This window comes from Nocardia sp. KT25-26 (assembly GCF_056627695.1).
Genome location: NZ_CM152813.1, coordinates 4,524,536 through 4,538,619, shown reverse-complemented (window position 1 = coordinate 4,538,619; position 14,084 = coordinate 4,524,536). Strand labels below are relative to the sequence as shown.

Genomic DNA, 14,084 nt, shown 5'->3' with positions numbered 1-14,084 from the left:
TCGGCGGGGTCACTGCCGGACAGCACATCTCGTCGACCGTTTCGGCCATCGAGGTCGGCCGCGGCGAGGTATAACACCGGCATGAGTTTCCCGGTGCACTTCGGGGTGTTGCAGATCGCGTTGATCGCGCTGCTCGTTGTCGCAGTGGCCCTGATGGTTTCGGCGGTGCTCCGGATCCGCAAGGTCGGGCTACGGGCATTGCTCGGCCGGGGCGCCGGCGGGCTGGTTCTGCTGCTGGTCGCGATCGTGCTGCTCTGGATCGCGACCCTGATGCAGACCTACCTCGGGCTCACTGGCGAGATCAAGGCTGCGCACGTCGTCGTGACGCCGGTCGACGGACAGGAGCACCGGTTGGAAGTGGTCCTCACGCTGTACGAGGAGGGCGGGTCCCGGCACATCACCCATGAGGTCGAAGGTGACCTGTGGGTGCTGCAGGCCGAGATCGTCGAACTGGAGCCGTGGGTGAATGCGTTGGGTTTCCACTCCGGTTATCAGGTGTCGCGGTTGTACGGGCAGCGGCTCGACGGCGTGGCCACCGACCAGAATCATCTGTTCCTCAACGGCGGTGACCGGGACTTCTTCGCCGATATGAACGAAGGTCGTTGGTACACCGAGCCGTTCGTACGTTCCGCGTACGGCAATGCGGTGATCGCCACCCCCGGCGAGTACGACGTCTACATCTCCCGCGACGCCATCAAGACGCGCTCCGTGACCAGCTGACCGGCCGCTTCGCGGCACGGGTGCGCCGGCATGGCTGCGCTGCGCGGGCAAGAACTCGCTGTTCCCATTTCCGCCCGCGCCTGATCGGATGTAGGACCATGGACTCCCTGCTGCTCTCTCGCCGCGATCTGGACTTCCTGCTGTACGACTGGCTCGACGTCACCGCGCTCACCGGTCGTCCCCGCTACGTCGACCATGATCGCGGCACCTTCGATGCGGTGCTGGACCTCAGTACGGCCATCGCCACGCGGTATTTCGCGCCGCACAACAAGAAGAGCGACGCCGAGGAACCGCATTTCGACGGGGAGAAGGTGCACATGATCCCGGAGGTCGCCGAGGCCCTGCGGGTCTTCGCCGATGCCGGTCTGATCGGTGCTGCAATGGACTATTCAGTCGGTGGAATGCAGCTGCCCGCGGTGGTCGCCGGGGCCTGCACGGCCTGGTTCCACGCCGCCAATGTCGGCACCGCCGCGTACCCGTTCCTGACCAACGGCAATGCCAACCTGCTGCAGAAATACGGCAGCGCGGAACAGATCGAGACGTTCGTACGCCCCATGGTCGAAGGCCGGTTCTTCGGGACGATGTGCCTGTCCGAGCCGCAGGCCGGGTCGTCACTGGCCGACATCACCACGCGGGCGGTCCCGCAGGACGACGGTAGCTATCGGCTGACCGGAACCAAGATGTGGATCTCCGGTGGCGAGCACGAGCTCAGCGAGAACATCGTGCACCTGGTACTGGCCAAGATCCCGGGTGGCCCGGCGGGAGTGAAGGGGCTGTCGCTGTTCATCGTGCCGAAGTTCCTGGTCGATGCGGACGGCAGGCCGGGGGAGCGCAACGACGTGGTGCTGGTCGGACTCAATCACAAGATGGGCTACCGGGGCACCACCAATACGCTGCTGAACTTCGGCGAAGGCAAGCACACCCCGGGTGGGACGCCGGGAGCGGTGGGGTACCTGGTCGGCGAGGCACACCATGGTCTCGCCTACATGTTCCACATGATGAACGAGGCCCGGATCGGGGTCGGCCAGGGTGCGACGGCGCTGGGATACACCGGCTACCTGCATGCGCTCGACTACGCCCGGACTCGGCCGCAGGGCCGCGCCCTCGGTGACAAGTCCTCGGACAGCCCGCAGGTGCCGATCATCGAGCACGCGGATGTGCGGCGCATGTTGCTGGCGCAGAAGAGTTATGTGGAGGGCGCGCTCGCGTTCAACCTGTACTGCTGCCGGTTGCTGGACGAGGAGCGCACCGCCGAGCACGAAGCCGACCGGGATCGCGCCCACCTGCTGCTGGACGTCCTGACCCCGATCGCGAAGAGCTGGCCGTCGCAGTGGTGCCTGGCCGCCAACGACCTGGCCATCCAGGTACACGGCGGGTATGGATACACCCGCGAGTACAACGTCGAACAGTTCTACCGGGACAACCGGCTCAACCCGATCCACGAGGGCACCCACGGTATCCACGGACTGGATCTGCTCGGTCGCAAGGTCGTCATGCGCAATGGTGCCGGGCTGAAGCTGCTCCTGGAGACCTTCGCGGAAACCACTGCCCGTGCGGCCGCGGCGGGCGGTGAGGCGGCCGAGCTGGCGACGTTGCTGGATTCGGCGGCAGGCCGGATAGCGCGAACCACCGTCACGCTGTGGTCCACCGAGGACCCTTCGACGGCGCTGGCCAACGCCTCCGTCTACCTGGAAGCCGTCGGCCACACGGTGCTGGCCTGGATCTGGCTGGAACAGTTCCTCGCACTGGGCGATGGCGCCGATCTCTTCCACGAGGGCAAGCGCCAGGCGGCCAGGTACTTCCTCCGGGTCGAACTCCCGCGCACGGGGCCGCAGTTCGACCTGCTCGACAGTCTGGATGCGACTGCCCGGGACTGCCGTCCCGAGTGGTTCTGACCGGCGGACCGGGTCGGGCACACCGGGGCTGTGCGCGTCACCGAATCCAACGGACGATGGCGATAGCTTGGATGTATGACAGCTGGAGCTGGGCGTTGGAGTCGGATTTTCAGCATCACCGCCGCCATCGTGGCGGTCGGCACCGGGCCCGAGCTGGCGGCGCCGCCGGTCTCCGGAGCAGGAACACCTGACAGGGTGCGGGAACAAGCATCCCGGGTCGTGTCGTCACCGCTGAAAGGCGCCACGATCGCCGCCTGCCTCGAGACGTTCATCGACAGCCCGGCAACCTGACAATCCCTAGCTGTTCACGAGGTTACCGCTGGACCCCCACCCCGAAAATGACAACTCCCGGACCTGCAACTGCAGGTCCGGGAGTTTCCGATGTCTCGAGACATCACAAAGCGCCCCCGGCAGGAATCGAACCTGCGACCTAGGGATTAGAAGGCCCTTGCTCTATCCAACTGAGCTACGGAGGCAGCGATATCCACCTTGGCCGAGTTCGGCCGCGGTGTCCAGCACAGGCGAGTATACCGAGTGTCCAGATGGTGGTCTGGGTCTCGGGCCGCCCGCCCGGCGGGGGTGGGGTGGCTGTGTCGAACTACCCTCTGTAGTTATGTCGTCCTCGCAGGATCTGTCCGCCGGTCCCGATGCTCGGGGGGACGCCGCGGTGGATGGAGCCGCGGCGTCCCCGCCCGTCGACGCCGGCGCGTACCGCAGCCTGGTGGCCTGTGCCGGCTTGATCACCGCGGTTGTCGCCGCATGTGTCGTCGCGCTGTCGGCGGCAGAAGCGCTGACCCTGCTGGGGATCCCGGACCCGGGGCCGCTGACCACGTACGGCCTGCCGGCGGTGCGGGCGCTGGCGGATCTGTGTGCCGCGCTCACCGCCGGTTCGCTGTTGTTCGCGGCGTTTCTGGTGCCGCCGCAGCGGGACGGGCTGCTCGCGGTCGGCGGGTATCGGGCGTTGCGGCGAGCGTCCGGCACCGCCCTCGCCTGGGCGGCCTGCGCGGCGCTGCTGGTCCCGTTGACGGTCTCCGACACCACCGGGCAGCCGCTCGGCGACTCCTGGCGGCCGGAGGAACTGTGGCCGGTCATTGCGCAGGTGGAGAATGCCTCGGCCTGGCGGGCGACGGCCGTGATGGCGCTGCTGCTGGCGATCGGTTGCCGGTTGGCGCTGCGCTGGGGCTGGACCCCGGTACTGCTGGGCGGCGCGGTGCTGACCTTGATGCCGTTGGCGTTGACCGGCCATTCCGCGTCGGGTGGGTCGCACGATGTGGCGACCAACTCGCTGATTCTGCATCTGGTGGCGACCGTGCTGTGGGTCGGCGGCCTGTTCGCGGTGCTCGCCTACGCCCTGCGCGGCGGCACCCATACCGGGCTGGCGGCCCGGCGGTTCTCCCTGGTCGCCACCGTCTCGATCGTGGTGATCGCGGTGAGCGGCGTGGTGAACGCCTGGGTCGGCGTGCCGGCCGCCACGGATCTGTTCACCACCACCTACGGCCGCCTGGTCCTGGCCAAGGCGGCAGCGTTGCTGCTGCTGGGCGTGCTGGGCTATGTGCAACGCCGGGCCGCGCTACCGGCGCTGGCCGCCGATCCCGGGGCCCGGGGCCCGCTGATCCGGTTCGCCGGGGTGGAGGCCCTGATCTTCGCGGCCACGGTGGGCTTGGCCGTCGGCCTCGGCCGCACCCCGCCGCCCCCACCGGATTCGATTCCGACGCCCGCAGAGGTGGAACTCGGTTACAACCTGCCGGACCCGCCGTCGGTGACCGGGTTCCTGTTCGACTGGCGGTTCGACCTGATCTTCGGGACGCTGGCGATCGTGCTGGCCGTGGTCTACCTGCTCGGCGTCGTTCGGCTGCGCCGACGCGGCGATACGTGGCCCGTCGGCCGCACCATCGCCTGGCTGTCCGGCTGCCTCGTACTGCTGCTCGCGACGTCGTCGGGCGTGGGCCGGTATGCCCCGGCGATGTTCAGTGTGCACATGGGCGCCCATATGGCGCTGTCGATGCTGGCCCCGATCCTGTTCGCCCTCGGCGGCGTGGTGACGCTGGCGCTGCGGGCGCTGCCACCGGCGGGCCGGAACGGGGCGCCGGGGCCGCGCGAATGGATCCTGGCCGCCGTGCACAACCCGGTTTCCCGGGCACTGACCCAGCCGCTGGTCGCGTCGGTGATCTTCGTCGGCGGCTTCTACGCGCTGTACCTGGGCGGCATCTTCGATGCATTCGCTGATTCACACGCCGCCCATCTGCTGATGAACGTGCATTTCCTCCTCAGCGGCTACCTCTTCTACTGGGTGGTGATCGGTATCGACCCGAAGCCGCGGGAGGTGCAGCCGCTGACCAAGCTGGGCATGGTGTTCGGTTCACTGCCCTTCCACGCCTTCTTCGGCATCACCTTGATGAGCACCAGCACGGTGCTGGCCGGCTGGTTCTACAGCAGCCTCGGGCTGGACTGGAACCACGACCTGCTCGCCGATCAGCGCAACGGGGCGAGCTTCGCCTGGGCGAGTGGCGAGATCCCGCTGGTGGTGGTGATGCTGGCCCTGCTGATCCAATGGTCGCGTAGTGACGAGCGGCTGGCCCGGCGCACCGACCGCGCCGCGGACCGGGACAACGACGCCGAACTCGCCGCGCACAACGCGATGTTCTCCGAACTCGCCCGCCGCGACAAGGGGGTGCGCCGGTGACCGGAACGGCCGGGGATCGTGCGGTGCCGGTCGCCACTTCGACGCAGCTGCCGCGGCCGCATCGGGTCTTCCGCAGCGATGTGCGCAGCGCGCGCCGGCGGCTGGCCGGGCTGGTACGCAAAACCCCCGTCTTCCATACGGACGTGCGCGGCCCGCAGGGCCCCGTGCCGGTCTCGCTCAAACTGGAGTTCCTGCAGCACGGCGGCACCTTCAAGATCCGGGGTGTGTTCAACGCCATGCTGGAACATGCGCACGCGGCCGACCATGTGGTGATCGCATCGTCCGGGAACGCCGGGATCGCGGCGGCCCTGGCCTCGGCGCGGCTGGACAAGACGTGCACCGTCGTGGTGCCGGAATCGGCGCCGCACACCAAGGTGGCGGCGATGTGGACGCACGGCGCCGAGGTGGTCTGGCACGGCACCAGCTACGACGAAGCGGCCGAGCACGCTGCGCTGTTGGCGGCCGACCGCACCGCCCTGCATCTGCATGCCTACGACCTGCCCGCACTGGTGGCGGGCACCGGTGTCCTCGGCCTGGAACTCGAGGAACAGGTGCGGGGCCGGCCACCGGTCCTGGCCGCCGTCGGGGGCGGCGCGCTGGTCGCCGGACTCGGCACCGCCTTCGGGCGTCGGCGCCCGGTCGTCGGCATCGAATCGGACAGTTCCCCGGCCCTGTCCGAGGCGCTCCGGGCGGGCAGGCCGGTTCCGGTGGGCGATCCCCGGGATCTGTCGGGACCGCCGACCGCGACCCGGATCGGTGCGATCGCCCTGGCCGTGGCCCGGCGCAACGATATGCGGTCCGTACTGGTGGGGCCCGATGCGGTGGCCGCTGCGCGGGACTATCTCTGGCAGGAGTTCCGGGTGATGGTCGAACCGGCCGGGGCCGCGGCGCTGGCCGCCGTGCAGACCGGTGCCTACGTGCCGGACGCCGGTGAGCGCCCGGTGATCGTGTTGTGCGGCGCGAACACCGAATTGCCGGTGCTCTGAGATCCGAAGCGGCAGAACTCCACAATCACGCCGTTCGTCCCCAATTCGGGTTCGGGTGCCCCCGGCGCCCTCGGAGTCGGCCATGCTCGAAGCAGCAACCGGAGCGACGCCGCGTAGAGGGGGCACAACATGTACGAAGCCAATGCCACGGTCATCGGAACGGTGGTCACCCACCCGGTCAAACGCGATCTGCACAACGGTGAGCAGGTGGTGTCGTTCCGGATGGCGAGCAATGCCCGGCGGCTCGATCCGGTGCGCGGGGAATGGACCGACAACGGGACCCTGTATCTCCAGGTGAGCTGCTGGCGACGGTTGGTCGCCGGTGTGGACCGGTCGCTGCGCCGGGGCGATCCGGTCATCGCCTACGGTCAGCTCCGCACCCACGAATTCCGGACCAAGGACGGTACCGAACGACGGGACCTGGAGATGCGGGCTGTCGCGGTGGGCCCCGATCTGGGGCGCTGCAGTGCCGTGGTTCAGCGGCACCGGAACGGCCCGGGCGGCCCGGGCGGCGTCGCCGCAGCAACCGCCGTCGACGGCTCTCGGCGGGCCGGCTCCGGTAGCCCCGGACCGAACGGTTCCGGGCCCGGGAACCGGAACAGCGAGGGCGGCCCGCATGCCGGGGTTTCCGGACAGGGTCCCGGGTCGAACCGGTCCGTGGCAGCCCGGTCGGGCCAGGACGCGGCGGGTGCGGATCCGGCGCCGCCGACCGCCACTGTGGCGGCTATCAGCGGAAGGGATGGACCCGTGCCGCGAGAGCCGGTCCCGGGACCGCGTCCGGCCGATTCCGCACCTGCGAATGCCGGGAGCGGGCCGGTGGACCGCGCCTGAGGTGGGAATAGTCGGTATCGACCGGTTGTTCGACGATCGGGGAGGTCTTCGAATCCCGACGAAAACTGCCGCGTAGCTGGGCGAATGTGATGGCCCGAGTGGGATGGCGCGGCCCGATCCGGCTAGGGTGGCGGCATGGCTGAGTTCATTTACCAGATGAAGAAGGTACGTAAGGCGCACGGTGACAAGGTCGTCCTCGATGATGTGACGCTGAACTTCCTTCCGGGCGCCAAGATCGGCGTCGTCGGCCCGAACGGCGCGGGTAAATCCAGCGTGCTGAAGATCATGGCCGGCCTGGACCAGCCGAACAACGGCGAGGCGTTCCACGCGCCCGGCGCAACGGTGGGCATCCTGCAGCAGGAGCCGCCGCTCAACGAGGAGAAGACCGTCCGCGGCAACGTGGAGGAGGGGCTCGGCGAGATCAAGGTCAAGCTGGACCGGTTCAACGAGATCGCCGAACTGATGGCCACCGACTACTCCGACGAGCTCATGGAAGAGATGGGCAAACTGCAGGAGGAGCTCGACCACGCCGATGCCTGGGATCTCGACTCCCAGCTGGAGCAGGCGATGGACGCGCTGCGTTGCCCGCCGCCGGAAGAGCCGGTCACCAACCTGTCCGGTGGTGAGCGCCGCCGGGTGGCGCTGTGCAAACTGCTGCTGAGCAAACCGGATCTGCTGCTGCTGGACGAGCCGACCAACCACCTGGACGCGGAGAGCGTCAACTGGCTCGAGCAGCACCTGGCCCAATACCCGGGCGCCGTGCTCGCCGTCACCCACGACCGGTACTTCCTGGACAACGTGGCCGGCTGGATCCTCGAACTGGACCGTGGCCGCGCCTACCCCTACGAGGGCAACTACTCCACCTACCTGGAGAAGAAGGCCGAGCGGCTTGAGGTCCAGGGCAAGAAGGACCAGAAGCTGCAGAAGCGCCTCAAGGACGAACTCGCCTGGGTGCGTTCCGGTGCCAAGGCCCGGCAGGCGAAGAACAAGGCACGCCTGGGTCGCTACGAGGAGATGGCGGCCGAGGCCGAGAAGATGCGCAAGCTGGACTTCGAGGAGATCCAGATCCCGGCGGGTCCGCGCCTGGGCAATGTGGTCGTCGAGGTCGAGCACCTGGACAAGGGCTTCGGCGACCGGCAGCTCATCAAGGACCTGTCGTTCACGCTGCCGCGCAACGGCATCGTCGGCGTGATCGGTCCCAACGGTGTCGGTAAGTCGACACTGTTCAAGACGATCGTGGGGCTGGAACAGCCGGACAGCGGCACCGTCAAGGTCGGTGAGACGGTCAAGCTGAGCTATGTCGACCAGAACCGGGCCGGTATCGCGCCGGACAAGACGGTGTGGCAGGTGGTCTCCGACGGACTCGACTACATCGAGGTCGGCCAGCAGGAGATGCCCTCGCGGGCCTATGTGAGTGCGTTCGGGTTCAAGGGCGCCGACCAGCAGAAGCCGGCGGGCGTGCTGTCCGGTGGTGAGCGCAACCGGCTGAACCTGGCCCTGACCCTCAAGCAGGGCGGCAACCTGATCCTGCTCGACGAGCCGACCAACGACCTGGACGTGGAGACCCTCGGTTCGCTGGAGAACGCCCTGGAGCAGTTCCCCGGCTGCGCCGTGGTCATCTCCCACGACCGCTGGTTCCTGGACCGGACCTGCACCCACATCCTGGCCTGGGAGGGCAACGACGACAACGAGGCCGACTGGTTCTGGTTCGAGGGCAACTTCGAAGCCTACGAGGCCAACAAGGTCGAGCGGCTCGGCCCCGAGGCGGCCCGGCCGCACCGGGTGACGCACCGCAAGCTCACCCGCGGCTGACCCGGCCCCCGGCCGGTACGACCGGATACTCCGCACGGCGGGGCGATCACTGGATCGCCCCGCCGTGTGCTCTACGAGGGCAGATCTTTTCCATCGGGAAGTTACCGGCGCGGCAAGCCCGTAATCGCTGAGCACAGTGCACCGCCGCGCACTAGGGTCGAATCGGCGTCACTTGTGTTACGGAACCGAAGCGGAACCGATCCTTGGGAGTGGGCGAAAGATGACGGTCTCGTCGGAGATGTCCAATGCGTCGTGGGGTGCGGGGATACCGCCCTCGCTGCGCGGTGAGCTCGCGACACTCGAGGAGGCGTATTTCCGGCATGTTGATGCCGGTGACGTCGGGTTCGCCGTCACCGGCATCACCCAGGTCTTCCGGCGCCACCTGGAGCTCGCGCTGGTCCGTCCGGCCGGACAGGCCCTGGTCCGGGTGTACCACCCCGACGACGGCACCGGGCTGGGCGCCGCGGTGCAGCTGGTCACCGACGATATGCCGTTGCTGATCGAATCGATCACCTCGGCACTGACCCGGATGGCGGTCAGCGTCAGCGAGGTCATTCACCCGATCTTCGAGGTGGAACGCGACGACACCGGCCGGCTCGTCGACGCCGCACCGCACGAGGTGGACAGCAACGGCGGCGCCGGGCTCCCCGAATCGTGGGTGCACCTGCAGCTGCATCCCTCGACCAGCCGCACCCAGCTGGACTCGATCGCCACGGCCCTGCCGGATGTGCTGGCCGACGTGCGCCAGGTGATCGACGACACCGAGGCGATGCGGGCCGTCCAGAGCGAATTGGCCGATCAGCTGGATCGGGTGGCCCGAGCCGGTACCGCCCCGTTCGGCGCCACCGACCTGACCGACTGTGCCGATCTGCTGCGCTGGCTGGCCGACGGGAACTTCACGGTGATCGGGTATGCGCGCTATCAGCGCACCCTCCGCGCCGGCCGCACCGTCTCCGCACCCCATCCGGGAACCAGCCTCGGCGTGCTGCGGCCGGACGTCGGAACCGATTTCCAGGTCCCGATCAACGGTGGCGACCGGCCGTTGCTGCTGCTCACCCAGGGCCTGGTCCCGGCGACGGTGCATCGGTCGGTCTACCCGTACTTCGTCGGCGTCGCCGACGTCGCCGACGACGGTTCGGTGATCGGCGTACACCTGTTCATCGGCGTCTTCACGGTCAGCGCGGTACACGAGAACGTGCTCGACATCCCGATGATCGCGCGACGGGTGCGCACCGCGATCGAGGAGGCCGGTTTCGATCTGGAATCGTTCTCCGGCCAGGCGATGCTGGAGGTGATCGAGTCCTTCCCCCGCACCGAGCTGTTCTCCGCCGAGGTCGAGCATCTGCGGCGTACCGCCGTCGCGGTGCTGGGCGTCGGGCTGCGCCGGCAGGTGCGGCTGTTCCTGCGCAGTGACACCTACGGCCGGTTCGTCGCCTGCATGGTCTATCTGCCCCGCGACCGCTACACCACCGCGGTCCGGTTGCATATGCAGGACATCCTGGTCGAGGAGCTGGGCGGGATCGGTATCGACTACTCGGCACGGGTCAGCGAGAGCGAACTCGCCAGCGTGTACTTCACCGTGCGGCTGCCGGACGCCGACCGGGCGGCGGCCGGAACGGCGACGGATACCGGACCGGACACCTCCGAGACCAACCGCCTGCGTATTCAGCGGCTGCTCGATGCCGCCAGCCACACCTGGGACGACCGCCTCCGGGATCAGGTCGCCACCTCCACGGTGCTCGATCCCGGTGTGGTGGAGCGATATTCGGCGGCGTTCCCGGAGAGCTACAAGGAGGACTTCGACTCCGACCGGGCGCTCGCCGATATCGCCCGATTGCAGCGGCTCGGTCCGGGTGCCATCGACCAGCACCTGTACCGGGAGCCGGGCGCGGCACCGGGCGCCTGGCGGTTCAGTCTCTATGTCTGTGGCGCCAAGGTGTCGCTGAGCCAAGTGCTGCCCGTGCTGCAGAGCCTCGGCGTCGAGGTGCTCGACGAACGTCCCTATCAGCTGGACCCGGAGGAGCTGCCGGGCGCCGGTGAGCTGTGGATCTACGACTTCGGCCTGCAGGCCCGGCCCGAACTGCTGCGCGGATCGGTGGCCGCCGACCTGGACGCCGAATTGCACGGGCCGGGTGCACCCGACGGCCTGCGGGCCCGATTCACCGAGGCGTTCGCCGCGGTCTGGTACGGCCGGGCCGAGGCCGACGGGCTCAACGAACTCGTGCTGCGATCCGCGTTGCCGTGGCGGTCGGTGTCCATCCTGCGCACCTACGCGCGCTACCTGCAACAGGCCGGATTCCCGTACAGCCAGGCCAATATCGCCCGCGTTCTGCTGGCCCACCCGGACGCCGCCCAGCTGTTCACCGGGTTGTTCGCGGCCCGCTTCGACCCGGAGACGGTATCGGCCGAGGAAGCCACCCGGCTGGAGAAGCAGCTGCGGGAGCGGATCGACGAGGTGGTGAGCCTGGATGCGGACCGCATCCTGCGGGCCCTGCTCGGACTGATCGAAGCGACCCTGCGCACCAACTACTACATGCGTTCGGACGACGGGACGCCGCGGGACTACGTCTCGATCAAGGTCGAACCGGGCCAGATCGCCGAATTGCCCCGGCCCCGGCCGCAATTCGAGATCTTCGTGTACTCACCCCGGGTGGAAGGCGTGCACCTGCGGTTCGGTCCGGTGGCGCGCGGCGGACTGCGCTGGTCGGACCGGCTGGAGGATTTCCGCACCGAGATCCTGGGCCTGGTGAAGGCGCAGGCGGTGAAGAACGCCGTCATCGTGCCGGTCGGCGCCAAGGGCGGGTTCGTGGTGAAACAGCCCCCGGCCGCGACCGGCGACGCGGCGGTGGACCGGCAGGCCCGCAGTGCGGAAGGCATCGCCTGCTACCGCACCTTCATCTCCGGTCTGCTCGATATCACCGACAATGTCGACCGGGCCTCCGGAGCGGTGCTGCCGCCCGATCGTGTGGTGCGCCACGACGGTGACGACACCTACCTCGTGGTCGCCGCCGACAAGGGCACGGCGACCTTCTCCGATATCGCCAACGAAGTCGCCCAGCAGTACGGCTTCTGGCTCGGCGACGCGTTCGCCTCCGGCGGGTCGGCCGGCTACGACCACAAAGCGATGGGGATCACCGCCAAGGGTGCCTGGGAAGCGGTCAAACGCCACTTCCGGGAGATGGACATCGACACCCAGTCGCAGGAGTTCACCGTGGTGGGCATCGGCGACATGAGCGGTGACGTGTTCGGTAACGGCATGCTTTTGTCGCCGTACATCCGCCTGGTGGCAGCCTTCGACCACCGGCACATCTTCCTGGACCCGGATCCGGACGCCGCGACCTCGTATGCGGAACGGCAGCGGCTGTTCGCCCTCCCGCGGTCGTCGTGGGCCGATTACGACCGATCGCTGATCAGCGCGGGCGGCGGGGTCTGGGACCGCACCGTGAAGTCGGTGCCGATCAGTGCCCAGGCGCGCGCCGCGCTCGGGCTGCCGGATGCGATCCAGGCGTTGTCGCCGCCGGAACTGGTACGGGCGATCCTGCTGGCCCCGGTGCAGCTGCTGTGGAACGGCGGTATCGGCACCTATATCAAGGCGAGCACCGAGAGCAATGCCGAGGTGGGTGACAAGGCGAACGATCCGGTGCGCGTCGACGGCCGGCAGATGCGGGTGCGGGTGATCGGTGAGGGCGGCAACCTGGGGGCGACCGCCCTCGGCCGGATCGAATTCTGCCGGGCCGGGGGCAAGATGAACACCGATGCGTTGGACAACTCGGCCGGGGTGGACTGCTCCGACCACGAGGTCAACATCAAGGTGCTGCTCGACGGTGTGGTGAGCGCCGGCCTGCTGCCGGACGCCGAGCGCAATCCACTGCTGGCTTCGATGACCGACGAGGTCTCCTCGATGGTCCTGCAGGACAACGTCGACCAGAACGTGCTGATGGGGATCTCGCGCACCGAGGCGCCGCAGATGCTCAGTGTGCAGCAACGGGTGATCCAGGATCTGGAGCAGCGGCGCGGCCTGGACCGGACGTTGGAGGCGCTGCCCTCGGATGCCGAGATCGAACGGCGCGAAGAGGAGGGCACCGGACTGGCCTCGCCCGAGTTGGCGAATCTGATGGCGCACGTCAAGCTGTCGCTGAAAGCCGATCTGCTGGCCACCGAACTGCCCGACAGTGCCTATTTCGCCGCCCGGCTGCCGGATTACTTCCCGACGCCGTTGCGGGAACGATTCGCCCCGGCGATCAAGAAACATCGGCTGAGCCGGGAGATCGTGACGACAATGGTCGTCAACGAGATGGTCGACTTCGGCGGCATCACCTACGCGCACCGGCTCAGCGAGGAGATCGGGGCGAGCACCGGTGATTCGGTGCGCGCCTTCGCGGCGGCCAGCGAGATCTTCGGGCTGCCGGACATCTGGTCGCGGATCCGGGCCGCCGATGCACCGACCCGGGTGCGCGATCTGCTGGAACTGGAGTCCAAACGGACCCTGGACCGGGCCTCCCGGTGGTTGCTGAGCAACCGGCCGCAGCCGATCGCGGTCGGCGCCGAGATCAACCGGTACCGGGCGCGGGTGCGCGAACTGGCGCCGGAGGTGCCGGGCTGGCTGCGAGGCCACCATGTGACCACGTTGACCGAGCGGGCCGCCGAGCTGATCGCCCAGGGTGCGCCCACCGAGCTGGCGACCGAGGTCTTCGATCTGCTCAATATGTTTCCGCTGTTGGACGTGGTGGATATCGCCGATATCGCGGACCGCGACGGCACCGAGGTAGGTGCGCTGTACTACGCGCTCAACGAGCACCTGAAGATCGATTGGCTGCTGGAGGCGGTCAGTCACCTCGAACGCGGTGATCGCTGGCACGCACTGGCCCGGCTCGCGCTGCGCGACGACATGTACGGATCGCTGCGTTCACTCACCCTGGATGTGCTGTCGGCGGGTGACCCGGAGGAGACCGCCGACGAGAAGATTGCATACTGGGAATCGAAGAATCAGTCCCGGCTGGGCCGCGCCCGTGCGGCCCTGTCGGAACTGTTCGAGTCCGGGACCCACGACCTCGCCACGCTGTCGGTTGCCGCGCGCCAGGTGCGGAGCATGGTGAGTGGGGTGGGTGCCCAATCGGAGGTACCACGGTGACGATTTCGCCGCACGGAAACGGTTCG

The 14,084-nt window shown here is 68.3% G+C and carries 7 protein-coding genes, 1 tRNA gene and 1 pseudogene; 8 read left to right on the top strand and 1 reads right to left on the bottom strand.

The features are described 5' to 3' along the window. The first annotated feature begins 81 nt into the window (after window positions 1-81). The 3 genes from AC1HFH_RS20560 to AC1HFH_RS20550 all read left to right on the top strand — a co-directional run bounded on the left by AC1HFH_RS20560 (window position 82) and on the right by AC1HFH_RS20550 (window position 2,906). Window positions 82-720: a hypothetical protein gene (locus AC1HFH_RS20560; RefSeq protein WP_480244418.1), complete on the top strand. Its 639-nt coding sequence runs from the start codon at window positions 82-84 to the stop codon at window positions 718-720. A 98-nt stretch (window positions 721-818) separates the two neighbouring features. Further along, window positions 819-2,615 carry an acyl-CoA dehydrogenase gene (locus AC1HFH_RS20555; protein WP_480244417.1) on the top strand — a complete coding sequence of 599 codons (1,797 nt, stop codon included), beginning with the start codon at window positions 819-821 and terminating at the stop codon, window positions 2,613-2,615. Window positions 2,616-2,690: 75 nt separating this feature from the next. Then, window positions 2,691-2,906, top strand: coding sequence for a hypothetical protein (locus AC1HFH_RS20550; protein WP_480244416.1), 216 nt, complete (start codon window positions 2,691-2,693; stop codon window positions 2,904-2,906). Window positions 2,907-3,017: 111 nt separating this feature from the next. Here the strand turns inward: AC1HFH_RS20550 and AC1HFH_RS20545 are convergent. After that, a tRNA-Arg gene (locus tag AC1HFH_RS20545) sits at window positions 3,018-3,091 on the bottom strand. Window positions 3,092-3,228: 137 nt separating this feature from the next. Here AC1HFH_RS20545 and AC1HFH_RS20540 point away from each other — a divergent pair. The 5 genes and pseudogenes from AC1HFH_RS20540 to AC1HFH_RS20520 all read left to right on the top strand — a co-directional run bounded on the left by AC1HFH_RS20540 (window position 3,229) and on the right by AC1HFH_RS20520 (window position 14,058). Further along, the gene (locus AC1HFH_RS20540) at window positions 3,229-5,298 is read left to right on the top strand and encodes a bifunctional copper resistance protein CopD/cytochrome c oxidase assembly protein (RefSeq protein WP_480244415.1); all 2,070 of its coding nucleotides are present in this window, start codon (window positions 3,229-3,231) and stop codon (window positions 5,296-5,298) included. Then, window positions 5,295-6,284: a serine/threonine dehydratase gene (locus tag AC1HFH_RS20535; RefSeq protein WP_480244414.1), complete on the top strand. Its 990-nt coding sequence runs from the start codon at window positions 5,295-5,297 to the stop codon at window positions 6,282-6,284. The genes AC1HFH_RS20540 and AC1HFH_RS20535 overlap by 4 nt, the downstream gene beginning before the upstream one ends. A 129-nt stretch (window positions 6,285-6,413) precedes the next feature. Beyond that, window positions 6,414-6,821 (top strand): annotated as a pseudogene (locus AC1HFH_RS20530) (single-stranded DNA-binding protein); the annotation flags it as partial. Window positions 6,822-7,250: 429 nt separating this feature from the next. Continuing rightward, entirely contained in the window at window positions 7,251-8,927 is a 1,677-nt protein-coding gene (ettA, locus tag AC1HFH_RS20525; RefSeq protein ID WP_480244413.1) for an energy-dependent translational throttle protein EttA, read from the top strand. Window positions 8,928-9,147: 220 nt separating this feature from the next. Beyond that, window positions 9,148-14,058, top strand: a complete 4,911-nt coding sequence (locus AC1HFH_RS20520; protein ID WP_480244412.1) for an NAD-glutamate dehydrogenase — start codon at window positions 9,148-9,150, stop codon at window positions 14,056-14,058. Window positions 14,059-14,084: the final 26 nt, after the last annotated feature.

What these genes read in the sequence shown, in the direction of transcription:
- AC1HFH_RS20560 (WP_480244418.1), top strand. Translation starts at nt 82, where the DNA reads ATGAGTTTCCCGGTGCACTTCGGGGTGTTGCAGATCGCGTTGATCGCG.
- AC1HFH_RS20555 (WP_480244417.1), top strand. Translation starts at nt 819, where the DNA reads ATGGACTCCCTGCTGCTCTCTCGCCGCGATCTGGACTTCCTGCTGTAC.
- AC1HFH_RS20550 (WP_480244416.1), top strand. Translation starts at nt 2,691, where the DNA reads ATGACAGCTGGAGCTGGGCGTTGGAGTCGGATTTTCAGCATCACCGCC.
- AC1HFH_RS20540 (WP_480244415.1), top strand. Translation starts at nt 3,229, where the DNA reads ATGTCGTCCTCGCAGGATCTGTCCGCCGGTCCCGATGCTCGGGGGGAC.
- ettA (WP_480244413.1), top strand. Translation starts at nt 7,251, where the DNA reads ATGGCTGAGTTCATTTACCAGATGAAGAAGGTACGTAAGGCGCACGGT.
- AC1HFH_RS20520 (WP_480244412.1), top strand. Translation starts at nt 9,148, where the DNA reads ATGACGGTCTCGTCGGAGATGTCCAATGCGTCGTGGGGTGCGGGGATA.